Origin of the sequence: Brasilonema octagenarum UFV-OR1, from assembly GCF_963888615.1 — a bacterium.
In the GTDB taxonomy this organism is placed as follows: Bacteria; Cyanobacteriota; Cyanobacteriia; order Cyanobacteriales; family Nostocaceae; genus Brasilonema; species Brasilonema sennae.
Map to the genome: position 1 here is coordinate 1 of NZ_CAWPKW010000096.1, position 12,241 is coordinate 12,241.

The window sequence follows — 12,241 nt, forward strand, 5'->3', positions numbered from 1 at the left end:
TTTACTACCAGCTTACCGTAGTTTGTGGTTCAATTACCTGAAAATTGCTGTAAGGGTGATTTGCCGGACATCATATTATTTGTTTAAAACTATGTGTTTTGCGATCTGCTAGCAACTCAACAAAGGTTGTTTGCTCAGCCCATGGCTCGACAAATGCTCACTCGTTCACGTTACACAATAAAATGAGTTAAGCTTTATTACCTTTGCTCCAAAAATACCATTACCAGAAAAGGTTTTGCACTACTGCCAGTTTGCACTGCCCGTTACCGAACTACTAAAATATGCCTGAAACTCCTGACTCACCCGTAACCCGCAAGTCCAGTATCACTCAGCATACGCTATCACTTGGCGAGCAGCAGATCAGCTATACTGCGATCGCCGAATGGCAAACCCTGTTTGAGGATGAAAAACCTGTTGCCGAAATGTTTCATGTGGCTTATCTAGCCGATGTTAAAGAAGCATCGCAACGACCGCTAACTTTCGTCTTCAATGGTGGACCTGGAGCAGCTTCCGCTTATCTGCACATGGGAGCATTGGGTCCGAAGCGCGTTTATTTCGCAGCTAATGGTAATCTGCCCAAGCCTCCAGTTCGGGTGGTGGACAATGTCGAAAGTTGGCTTAGCTTTACGGATCTGGTCTTCATCGATCCAATTGGCACAGGTTTTAGCCGTGGTTTACCTCAAGACAAAGAGGACCGGGATAAACAGAGCGAGAAAACCAATACTCCGGAGGCAGATAAACCCAAAGAGATAGAATTCTGGGAAGTCGAGCGAGACTTGAAAGCACTGGGAGAATTCATCCAACGATTTCTCTCTGGTCATAAGCGATGGCTGTCCCCTATCTTTATTGCGGGAGAGAGTTACGGCGGCTTTCGAGTTGCCAGGTTAGCCAGCAAACTGCAACAGGAATTTGGCGTAGGTCTTTCCGGTGCTATTCTAATCTCTCCTGCTTTGGAGTTCAGTTTGCTGGAGGGTAGTGATTACAACCTCACAGCTTGGGCAACCCTGATTCCTTCCTTTGCGGCGGCTGCTGCTCATCACAATCGTGTCCAATGGGCAGGGGAACCTGGGAATTTACAAGCTCACATAGCAGCTGCAGAACGATTTGCCCGCGCAACACTGATCCCGCTTCTGGCAATGGGAGATACCGTGACATCCGATGAGCGCCAGATTGCCTATGAGCAGCTGGCAGGGTTAATCGGCTTACCTGTGACATTTGTTGAGAGAAAAGCAGGAAGGATAAGCATTGAAGACTTTGCCAGGGAACTGCTGCGAGACGAAGAGCGGATTGTGGGACTGTACGACGCTTCGATCACGGCGATCGATCCTTTTCCCGATCGCGCGACTTATGAGGGCACTGATCCCACTCTTGATGGATTGGATCGCCTGTTTACGGGAGCTATCAACAGTCACTTGCGGGACACATTAGGCGTTGAAACCGACTTGTCTTACCGTCTGCTGAACTTAGAAACATTCAATGCTTGGAAATTCGATGTTAAAAGCGAGTTCCAGCAGGGCTTTCTAGGGTCGGTGTTTCTAGGGTCGGTGGACGACCTGCGCGTGGGGATGGCTTTAAACCCTTATATGCAAGTTTACATTGCTCATGGATTGTTTGATTTGGTTACTCATTATTTTGCCTCAAAGCATCTGGCGGATCTGATGAAATTAAATCCAGAAATTCGTCCCAATCTGAGTGTGAAATATTTTCAAGGTGGGCATATGTTCTTCACTTGGGATGAATCGCGCTCTTCATGGTTGGCTCAGATGAAAGCTTTCTACCAGAACGCGACAGTGTAACTTGAGTTTGAAAGGTATTAGGAATTTCCTTCATCACTACAATGCTAGCCTGCGAAGTTAAATCATTACTATGCATCACTACCTGTTCTTTCTTTGGTTGAAATGTTGGGGGATTCCAGAGGAGATCTGATTGATTCTAAGGGGAGTTTGATTGAGGATGCCGACTTAACGGATTTGCTAACTCCACAATCTTATAACTCAGATTTTGTAATAAGTGATGCTGATTACATTGTAATGAATAGATAAAATAACTAAATGTTTTTACTTTCGTGAGTGCGTTCCTTGGTGTTTGACACTGGGGTTGTCGCCGCAATACACCGTCAGGGTTACACTCCTATCAATAAAATTTCAAGTAATGTTGCACCAAAAAGTTGACCAAGATTTATCAGACAGAAAAAACTGGGCACTACGGCGTCAGTTGGGAATTCCCAATAACAAACGCCTGTGGGTATTAGCTTGCATGGATGAGCGTTTACCAGTGGAGAAAGCCTTGGGAATTGGAGAAGGAGATGCTCATATTTTCCGTAATGCAGGAGGGGTAGTGACAGATGACGCGATTCGGTCTGCCATGTTAACAACGCACTTGTTTGGAACTAAAGAAATTATCGTCATCAACCATACTGAATGCGGCATGATGACTGCTTCTGGAGAGTTTATCAGTCATTTCTTAGAAAAAAAAGGAATTAATTTAGACCAGACATCCATTGATCCTGCTTTACCTGAATTAAAGCTATCTAAAGGTGTTTTTTCTAAATGGATTAAAACATTTGTTGACGTAGATGAAACTTGCGTCAAACAGGTAGAGTTGCTGCGACATTCTCCTTTGATTCCTGAGGATGTAGTAATTCATGGCTACATCTGGGAAGTGGAGACGATGAGGTTACGCTCTCCTCATTCGCGTCTGAGTGAGAAAGTGAACACGGCTCAAGCAATGAGTGCCAAAGGTTTATAAGTAAATCGGCGCTTAAATTTATAAGTATTTAACCAAAACTCATCAACCTATTCACCTGTTGCCGCAATTCCTCTCACCACTGACCTGAGTACAGGTACAGTGGGAACCTCCTTGCGGCAACAGGTGATCCACTCTTCTGAGTTGAAAAATAGATTACCACATTTTTATATTAGTGGGATAGGTTCATGTTATTCGATATATGTGAATGAGTCCCAGTCATGATAAGTTGAAATATTAGGAAAATTTGCGAATCAACAAGGTCTACGCCAAAGGGAATTCATGAAAGCTCTTTGACCGACTTTTAGATTGCGCTCATGTACAGCCTCCCTGCCTGCGCTCTTCGGTCTTGGGAGATCTCAAATGGCTCGCCAATACTGTTGTGCTATTGTCTTCAGGCAGAAGTCGATAGGCGGAAATCAATTTGTATTAGGAAGTGGGCGATGCACATTGGATTTGTCAACCCTCAGGGTAACTTTGATTCAAGCAGTAGTTATATATCAGAACATCCAGATTTTGGTGGTCAGCTGATCTACGTCAAGCAAGTCGCTATAGCATTAGCTCAAAAGGGTCACAAAGTCGATATTCTCACCCGTCAAATCATTGACCCCCAGTGGCCAGAGTTTGCTGAACCTTTTGACACTTATCCAGGCGTCGATAACGTCCGTGTCATCCGCTTACCAGCAGGATCGGAAGAATTTGTGTCTAAAGAGTTTTTATGGCCTCATCTGGTAAGTGATTGGGTACCCAATATTCTGAAATTTTATGAAGAGGAAGGTGGGTTACCCGATGCTATGACTGCCCATTACGCTGATGGGGGACTGTGCGGCGTTCTGATTGAGGAGAAAACTAGTATACCTTTCACCTTTACAGGTCATTCTCTCGGTGCCCAAAAGATAGACAAACTTGAGGTCACTGCAGAGAATTTGGCGCAAATAGACGAGCAATTCCAGTTCAGATACCGCATAATAGCGGAACGCCTGAGCATGAATCGCTCGGCTATCAATATCACTAGTACACGACAGGAACGCTTTGAACAGTACTCTCACCGAGTCTATTGTGGTGCAGTGGACTTCAACAACGACAGTCGCTTTGCGGTGATTCCACCGGGAGCAGATTTCTCCATCTTTGGTGCTCAAGAGCGTTATGAAAACGAGGAAGGTATTTACCAACTGGTTCAGGAGCGATTGGCACGGGATATTGCAGAATCACGTCGGGATTTGCCCGCCATTTTGGCATCCAGTCGATTAGAACCTAAAAAAAACTTATTAGGGCTGGTGCAAGCCTTTGCAATGAGTCAAACACTTCAGGAACGAGCCAACTTGGTGCTCTTGACAGGGGGGCTGGACGATCCGCTGCGAGAGTTGACTAGCGATGAAGTAACCGAAGAGGTCTTAGCGCCCATCCGGAAAGTGGTCGAAGAAAACGACTTGTCGGGCAAGATTAGTGCATTTGGGTTGTCAGAAGGACAAGAAGCACTGGCTGCAACTTATCGGTTTATGGCTAAACGGCGCTCGGTGTTTGCATTGACTGCCCTTTATGAACCCTTTGGCTTGGCTCCCTTAGAAGCAGCGGCTGCGGGCTTACCATTAGTCGCAACTCAGAATGGTGGTCCTAGCGAGAGCCTGCGAGAGGGAGATACAGAATATGGCGTACTTGTTGACCCAGAAGACCCTGCTGATATTGCACGGGGCTTAGAGCGATTGCTATGCGATTCTAATGAGTGGGAGCATTTTGCCGTTGCAGGTCAGCAACGGGTACTCAAGACGTACACCTGGGAAACTACTGCCCAAAACTACCTGAACCAGCTCGAGCAGATTGTGTCTTCACCACAGCCACGCGAGCAAGCTGAACTGCTGCCAATCCATCCCTACTTTCTTAATCCAGAACAGCAGACGGATGTTTCCTTGGAAGAATTGAGCAATCTCTACTTTGAGTCTAACCAAAATTTGACGACTGCACCTGCCACCTGAGCAAAGGAGATTTATAGCAAGGAGTTTCCAAACAGTAGAGTAGGTGTAGGTTGTACGGGCACGAGCTAACTGTGCCCTCGCATATTGCTATAGAACTTAATAAAGATATGTAAACAGAACTGAGAATAATCGTGAACTCAAATCGGGCACAAAGCTGATAAGTCACCCACTGCGGTAGTCTAGATAAAGTGAATTTATCTCCCTGCTTGATATATTTCTTTATGACATCTGTTGTTTCCAGTTCTCCACGCACAATCCGTATTGGTACTCGCAAAAGCCAACTGGCTCTGATTCAAACTTATTGGGTACAAGAACAACTCAAGAAAAGCTTTCCTGATATCTCTTTTGATGTTCACACCATGTCCACTCAGGGTGACAAAATTCTGGATGTTGCTTTAGCTAAAATTGGCGATAAAGGATTATTTACCAAAGAACTTGAAGTAGGAATGGTGAACCAGGAGATTGATTTTGCTGTTCACTCTCTTAAAGATTTGCCGACTCGCTTACCAGAAGGGTTAGTTCTGGCAGCAATTACAGAACGAGAAAACCCAGCAGACGCTTTAGTTGTGCATGAAAAACACAAAGATAAGCAAATTGATACACTGCCAGAGGGTGCTGTTATCGGTACGTCCTCCCTACGACGCTTAGCACAGTTGCGGCATCATTTTCCTCACTTAACATTTAAAGATGTGCGGGGAAATTTAAACACACGTATGGCAAAACTAGATGCAGGTGAGTATGACGGGCTGATTTTGGCAGTTGCGGGTTTGGAACGATTGGGAATGGGCGATCGCATCCATCAAAGTCTACCAAAAGAAATTTCTCTGCACGCCGTTGGGCAAGGTGCTTTGGGAATTGAATGTCGTGGAGACGATAGCGAATTGCTCTCGATCCTCAAAGCTATTGAACATCCAGAAACACGCGATCGCTGTCTTGCTGAGCGAGCTTTTTTACGTGAACTTGAGGGCGGTTGTCAAGTTCCTATTGGTGTAAATACTGAAATCAATGGAGATAATTTGACTCTAACGGGTATAGTTGCAAGCGTAGATGGTCAAAAATTCGTCAAAGATACAGTCACAGGAAAAGCTCAAAATGCTGAACAGCTAGGTCAAGAACTCGCACAGCTACTGCGTCAACAAGGAGCACAAGAAATTTTGGATCAAATCTTCACTGAGATTCAACGGGGTTCGTGAAACAGTGAACAGTAAACAGTGAACAGTGAACAGTGAACAGTGAACAGTGAACAGTGAACAGTGAACAAGGGGTGGACTTTGTCCGTTTTCTACCTGATAACTGGTAACTGATAACTGGTAACTGATAACTGGTTGAGCTTTTCGGTGACCAGTATATGTGGTTAGATTGTAGGGTGGGCACTGCGCATCAACACTCTGTGTGTGGGGCATTAGCCTATTAGTCATGGAATTAGAACCTAGGCAGAATCGAGGGAACACACATTATCATGCGGATTTTATTTGTGGCTGCAGAAGCAGCTCCCATTGCGAAAGTTGGTGGAATGGGTGATGTTGTCGGAGCACTCCCCAAAATCTTGAGGGACATGGGGCATGATGTGCGGATCTTCTTGCCTTACTACGGTATGCTACCAGACAAAATGGAAATTCCCACCGAGCCAATTTGGTGGGGATCTGCCATGTTCCAAAGCTTTGCAGTTTACGAAACTGTTCTGCCTGGTACTGATGTTCCCTTGTACTTATTTGGACACCCGGCTTTTTCGCCTCGGCGAATTTACGGTGGAGAAGATGAAGATTGGCGGTTCACATTCTTCGCCAACGGGGCAGCGGAGTTTTGTTGGAATTATTGGAAACCGGAAATTGTCAACTGTCACGATTGGCACACAGGAATGATTCCTGTGTGGATGCATCAATCTCCTGATATCAGCACTGTTTTTACGATACACAACCTGGCATATCAAGGTCCGTGGCGTTGGTTTTTAGAGAAAACGACTTGGTGTCCTTGGTATATGCAAGGACACAACACAATGGCAGCGGCAGTACAGTTTGCAGATAAGGTGAATACTGTCTCCCCAACTTATGCCGAGCAAATCCAGACAGCCGCTTATGGTGAAACTTTAGAAGGGTTATTGTCTTTCATCAGCGGTAAGTTGTCGGGTATTATCAATGGTATTGATACAGAAGTTTACGACCCAGCCACCGATAAGTACATAGCCCAAACCTTTAGTGCTGATACTTTAGAGAAACGCAAAGCAAACAAAATTGCTTTGCAAGAAGAAGTAGGGTTAGAAGTGAACTCCAAGGCATTTTTTATTGGTATAGTCACGCGGTTGGTAGAACAAAAAGGCATCGATTTGATATTGAATATTCTGGATCGGTTCCTGGCGTACACAGATGCACAGTTTGTTTTGTTGGGAACGGGCGATCGCTACTACGAAACCCAAATGTGGCAACTCGCATCGCGCTACCCCGGACGCATGGCAACTTACTTACTTTATAATGATGCCTTGGCTCGTCGCATCTATGCGGGTACCGATGCTTTCCTCATGCCAAGTCGTTTTGAACCTTGCGGTATTAGCCAAATGATGGCTTTGCGTTACGGTTCAGTGCCAATTGTCCGTCGTACTGGGGGATTAGTTGATACCGTATTCCATCATGATCCAACGAACCATGCAGGTACTGGTTATTGCTTTGACCGTTATGAACCATTGGACCTGTTTACCTGTATGATACGGGCATGGGAAGGTTTCCGTTACAAGGATTATTGGGAACAGCTACAACAACGCGGTATGAGTCAAGACTTTAGTTGGTATCAATCTGCCAAGGAGTATGTGAACCTGTATCGGTCGATTTATGGCTTACCACCTCAGGAAGAAGAGCAACCACCACAGCAGGAAGAGGCGCAAGTTGATGAGCCAGTAGCTACTGGCAAGTCCTAAATGCACAACTTTCACGTCGCGCAACAAGCCATAGTATCGCTACTTAATACCATCAGTTACCCTGTTCGCTAAACGAGCATCAATTTGCATAAATTTTCGGCTACTGTAACTATATTTTTCCATTAGCCGTCAAAACTGCCTGGATTTGTAACCAGCAAGCTGGTTACTTCTGTTTCTGGGCAGTTTCCAACCACCTTTTACCCATTTCAATCCGGATACCCAACGGTGGACAAAGCATTTTAATTAATTCAATCCCTCCTGCTAAAATGACATCCCGAACGCGGGAATTAGTTTTCACTTCGTCATTAAACTTATTGACAAACGCTTGTTTTTCATATTCTGTTGTTGTCGGGTAATTTGTTTGCAGTTGTGCTAATAAATCTTGAATTTCCTTTGCAGCTTCGGCTGGGGTTTTCTCTGCAACATTTTTACCTATAACAGTACCTTGATTCTCTTCGATAATTTGCACTACTTCAGATTTTTCAAAGTTGTATTTAGATGCTTTGGATTTTTGTGACATTTGTTACCTCTTTTAAGAGGTCAACACGGATATAGATTCTCGACTTCGCACAAGTTGTCGGGAATCTGAATATTGGTTAGGTTTCAGTTGTTTTCTTACCGATGACATCACCTTCATTTATCTCTATAATTTGTACTATTTCGGAATTAATTATAGTTGTAGAGCTAGTAGGTGTTGATTTTGTTTCTTTTATTGGGGGTGAATGGAAAATTTCATGGTTGTAAAATTTGCAGCGTTCTTGAATTTTTAAAATTATATGGCTTGTGTCCTGAATGTCAGTTACCCACAGTTCAAGCATCTGAGACAAGTTTTGAGTTGTTTGGTGAACATCAGTTAACCATATTTCCCACATCTGGGGCAAGTTTTTCAATGTAGAAATATTCGCCAATGCTGTATGAATTCTCCAACGAATGTAGTATTCATCGTCAAATAAAGCAGATATTAGAGGTTCTATAGCCCCTTGATTGCCTATTTTCCCTAACACATCTGCGGTTTTACTTCGTTTGTTAAATTCTTTAGATTTTAAGAAAGGAATAAGAGCATCAATAGCTCTATCTTTTACTCTGTCGTTGCAGATTTTTCCTAGTTCTTCTATTGCAGCTTCACGAATATATGAACTTTGATTTTGTAGGCATTTAATTATAGCGCTTACAGCAGCGTCATAACCTTCTGCCTCCAATGTACAATCATAAGTCAAAGATATATGCCATGCTGCTTGGTTTACCTGATTTATAACATAACGCTCTGCATCTTCATCAATCCAATCACGATCCGGTTCTTCATTTTCATAATAGATATCTACGATATTAAGCACTGCTTCATCGATGCTGATGTAGTATTTCGATAAATCTAATGCATAAGCAGCACAGGAACGAATTTCAGATTCTTCATCTTGTAAAGCAGAAACGAGAGGATTTATTGCCTTAAGATCGCCAATCCACATGATGCAATTCTGTAATGCCCATACGGCTTGGCGACGAACCTCAAATTCTTCATCTTGTAAAGCAAAAATAAGAGCATCTACCACTTGTTGATTGTGGATATCTCCTAATTGACATGCGGCTAGACTACGAACTTTATAGTCTTTATGCTGTAAAGCCTGTATTAAAGCATTAATTGCTCTAACGCCACCGATATTTATTAATTCAAAGATAATACCGGAAGGAATAGATGAACTTTGATCGTATAATCTACGTTCTAAATATACAAAAGCAAATTGAGAACGAGTAATACCCAAAAGCTTAATCTTTACTAACTCCCTAACCCCCAACCCCAAAACCAACCCTACCGTCTTCTCCTGAAACTCCTCCTTCACCTCACCCGCTAACCGCGCACCCAACATCAAATCCACATCCAACGCTAACCGCACCACCCCCACAGCTAAAGCTTCATCCTCTACCAAAGCCAATGCGATCGCTATACTTTCCGTCCACTTAAGATAATTCAAATAATCGCGCTTTAACTTCGCATCGCTCAAGTTAGGTAACAACCTCAGCAAATATTCTGCCGCATAATATTCTTGAAAAAGCTGATGGTGAAATTGAATCAAAACTTGCTCTGATTCGGAAGCTTTACTCTCCAGCAAGCAATGTTTCAGCAAACCTTCTAACCATTCCTTCGCTTTTTGCGCGGGATACTCTACGCTACCTTTGAGAAAATCCTCTAAAATTGTTTCCGCTTGGCGACGAGAAATTAACAGTCGAAAATCTGTAGGGTTGGCTTGGGGATTTTCGGGTTGCATCATCACAAATGCTAGATGCTGCAATAATTCTGCTTTCCAACGTCGCAATCCTTCCGCAACGGGAACAGTTTCTTTTTCTTCTTTGAGCTTGTTAACTGTACTGTCAAACTGACGAAATAAATCTCCCCGACTTTTGGGAATTTCCCGTTTTTGAATAAATACATCGCACAGCATCTTCAATATCAACGGAGTTTCCCCCAACTCCCGCAGTCTATTTCCCAACTGCTGCAACATTTGCTCACCGTGTTCTGGGAGATACACAAGCACAAACTCTCGCATCTGTTCTTCTGTCAGGGGTTGCATTTCCAGTTGCTTGTCAATTCCTAAACTTCCCCCCACACCTAAATCCCGCGTGGTAAAAATCATTGGTGTTTCGGGGTAATCTTGACGGAATCGTGCTACTTTATCGCGTGCTTCATCGCAGGGTAATTCGTTCAACCCATCCATCAACAGCAATAATTCGTCGTCAATTAGTAAGTCTTCAATTTTATTAATATCAACGCGCTGCTTGTGCTTTCGCAAAAACTTGTAAATCAAAGTTTCTACCGAAGTATCCCAGTTGCGCAGTTCTACCAAAACCGGAATTTTTCGCTTTTCTCCCTGAATTGCTGCTTGTGCTTCTTCCCACAGCAACCGTTGTAAAGCTGTGGACTTTCCCAAACCAGGTTTACCTATCAATACTACATGGTTTTTAGCATATTTACGGATACCCTCCAACACGGGCAACCGCTCAAGTTTTTCCTGTTTTCCTTCACCTGGCGTTCCTTCTCGTTGTTTAGGTTGCCGTGTTTGCACCATCATATCCACGTCAAATACTTTACCCTCGGCATCGGTCAACGTATACATATTCGACCATTGCTGATACTTCTGGGCGATATTTTCTAGATATGTCTGGAACTGAGGATGAGGATATAGAGGCGATACTCCAGAGGATTTAGGCGATCGCCGAAGTTCCTCTCGAATTCCTTGCAGGAGTTCATCTATGCTTACCTCTAGATCTGGCCCTCCATCTTTACGAATCACTTCCAACAACGCACAAAGTGCAGGTTCACAAGCAGTCGTTTCGCTTAAGGTTACCAGTTCTCTCAACATATCTGTGATGAAAGTATCTACAGGTTGATTGAACAACAAGCGATTTAATACAGGTGTATCCATGCCTAGCGATAGCTTCGCTGCTGCGCTTTGCGCAGATCGCATTAAATATCCTCTACGCTGACTTTCGCTTTGCATAAGCGGTCTAAGCAGACGCAATAATTTTTGGATGATGTCGCTACTTATCGCCATTGCCCTAACTATATCGCCAAACGAGCATAAATTTCTGGTGCGTTGTTTCTCAGGTCATCTAACACAGCGATAACTTCGCTGCTTACTGTGCAGAGTAATATTTATGTAATAAATATAGCGCTCACGTTGTGCCAGTTGCGTAAGTCCTGGATTTGTCAGGCAGCAATCGAGTGGGATAAGCAGCAAAAAGACGAAAGCTATCAGGTGCATCGCGGGAGTCGATTAGAAGATGCGTTTGCATTATCCAAACAATCCAGATTTTTGAACCAACTTGAGGCAGATTACAGCACATTGCAGGTAAGTGAGGTATAATACCGAGGTCTAAAAGCTAGACATAAAGACCTTTTTACTTCTGATTCCTGAATTCTGCTGTATGTCAACGGTTGTGTAGAGTTGCGCGATCGCCAAGAAAAAGAAAAAGAAGCTCGTCGTTGCGAACTTCGGACAGCTTCGAGCTAAGAAGTTGGGAATTTTAACTAGTTACCGTTGTACTTAGCGAGAGGATTCAGATCACTGACTTTTGAAAATGGTATAAATTACCCCTGGTATTTACATGCAAAAATTCCAGACAATAATTAATAAAGCGAGCTAAAAACAAGCTAATAACAAATATAACGAAAAGACCGGCTTACTTCCGGATATATCAAAATATGACATCAGATCAATTTATACGTAGAGTTTGTGTAACAACAGGTTTGTACAATGCTAGTCAGCTATTTGGGTATAGTACTGCATTACTCATTGCTTCACCTTTGTACAAGTTTGTGTTTGTTTTCTTCATTTTGGCGTTGACGCTTTGTCTGTGGTACAAGTGCCTAATTGATTATATGAATAACGACTCCACTCAAGGTGAGTACATATTTCGCTATTCCTTGCCAATAATCGCAATTTTAGGGGTGATGCTAGGTACATTTGTTTCTTGACACTCCCTGTGCTAAAGCCACAGGGATTCTTGGTTCAACGAGTCCACTTAGATTAGACCCCTTGCGGTATCTGATCCAGAGGTGGTTCTCTCCACGCCAGGTGCTACAACGGGGCGGCACGTTATGTTCCTCCGCTTCCCCCCAAAA

At 43.6% G+C, this 12,241-nt stretch carries 9 protein-coding genes; 7 read left to right on the forward strand and 2 right to left on the reverse strand.

The genetic code is table 11. The features are described 5' to 3' along the window. Positions 1-281: 281 nt before the first annotated feature. The 5 genes from AC5590_RS07470 to glgA all read left to right on the forward strand — a co-directional run bounded on the left by AC5590_RS07470 (position 282) and on the right by glgA (position 7,626). Complete coding sequence (locus AC5590_RS07470) at positions 282-1,796, forward strand: S10 family peptidase (RefSeq protein WP_169268413.1); 1,515 nt, start codon at positions 282-284, stop codon at positions 1,794-1,796. Between the two features lie 355 nt (positions 1,797-2,151). Next, positions 2,152-2,748 (forward strand): beta-class carbonic anhydrase, encoded by a 597-nt coding sequence (locus tag AC5590_RS07475; protein WP_169268414.1) that lies wholly within the window; start codon positions 2,152-2,154, stop codon positions 2,746-2,748. 440 nt (positions 2,749-3,188) lie between these two features. Next, complete coding sequence (locus AC5590_RS07480; protein ID WP_169268415.1) at positions 3,189-4,718, forward strand: glycosyltransferase; 1,530 nt, start codon at positions 3,189-3,191, stop codon at positions 4,716-4,718. A gap of 221 nt (positions 4,719-4,939) precedes the next feature. Further along, entirely contained in the window at positions 4,940-5,911 is a 972-nt protein-coding gene (gene hemC / locus AC5590_RS07485; RefSeq protein WP_169268416.1) for a hydroxymethylbilane synthase, read from the forward strand. Positions 5,912-6,177: 266 nt separating this feature from the next. Beyond that, a complete protein-coding gene (glgA, locus tag AC5590_RS07490) occupies positions 6,178-7,626 on the forward strand; it encodes a glycogen synthase GlgA (protein WP_169268417.1) in 1,449 nt (482 codons plus the stop codon). A gap of 163 nt (positions 7,627-7,789) precedes the next feature. On the opposite strand, the gene AC5590_RS07495 is transcribed toward glgA, so the two are convergent. Together AC5590_RS07495 and AC5590_RS07500 are read right to left on the reverse strand one after the other, a co-directional pair. Beyond that, entirely contained in the window at positions 7,790-8,146 is a 357-nt protein-coding gene (locus tag AC5590_RS07495; protein ID WP_211178735.1) for a hypothetical protein, read from the reverse strand. A 76-nt stretch (positions 8,147-8,222) separates the two neighbouring features. After that, complete coding sequence (locus AC5590_RS07500) at positions 8,223-11,171, reverse strand: HEAT repeat domain-containing protein (RefSeq protein ID WP_211178736.1); 2,949 nt, start codon at positions 11,169-11,171, stop codon at positions 8,223-8,225. A 135-nt stretch (positions 11,172-11,306) separates the two neighbouring features. On the opposite strand from AC5590_RS07500, the gene AC5590_RS07505 reads away from it, so the two are divergent. Continuing rightward, positions 11,307-11,483, forward strand: coding sequence for a hypothetical protein (locus AC5590_RS07505; protein ID WP_169268419.1), 177 nt, complete (start codon positions 11,307-11,309; stop codon positions 11,481-11,483). Between the two features lie 338 nt (positions 11,484-11,821). Beyond that, positions 11,822-12,094 carry a hypothetical protein gene (locus AC5590_RS07510; RefSeq protein ID WP_169268420.1) on the forward strand — a complete coding sequence of 91 codons (273 nt, stop codon included), beginning with the start codon at positions 11,822-11,824 and terminating at the stop codon, positions 12,092-12,094. Positions 12,095-12,241: the final 147 nt, after the last annotated feature.

Bases quoted from the DNA above. Each gene is read 5' to 3' on its own strand.
- AC5590_RS07495 (WP_211178735.1), bottom strand. From the start codon at position 8,146: ATGTCACAAAAATCCAAAGCATCTAAATACAACTTTGAAAAATCTGAA.
- AC5590_RS07470 (WP_169268413.1), top strand. From the start codon at position 282: ATGCCTGAAACTCCTGACTCACCCGTAACCCGCAAGTCCAGTATCACT.
- hemC (WP_169268416.1), top strand. From the start codon at position 4,940: ATGACATCTGTTGTTTCCAGTTCTCCACGCACAATCCGTATTGGTACT.
- AC5590_RS07500 (WP_211178736.1), bottom strand. From the start codon at position 11,171: ATGGCGATAAGTAGCGACATCATCCAAAAATTATTGCGTCTGCTTAGA.
- AC5590_RS07475 (WP_169268414.1), top strand. From the start codon at position 2,152: ATGTTGCACCAAAAAGTTGACCAAGATTTATCAGACAGAAAAAACTGG.
- AC5590_RS07480 (WP_169268415.1), top strand. From the start codon at position 3,189: ATGCACATTGGATTTGTCAACCCTCAGGGTAACTTTGATTCAAGCAGT.
- AC5590_RS07510 (WP_169268420.1), top strand. From the start codon at position 11,822: ATGACATCAGATCAATTTATACGTAGAGTTTGTGTAACAACAGGTTTG.
- glgA (WP_169268417.1), top strand. From the start codon at position 6,178: ATGCGGATTTTATTTGTGGCTGCAGAAGCAGCTCCCATTGCGAAAGTT.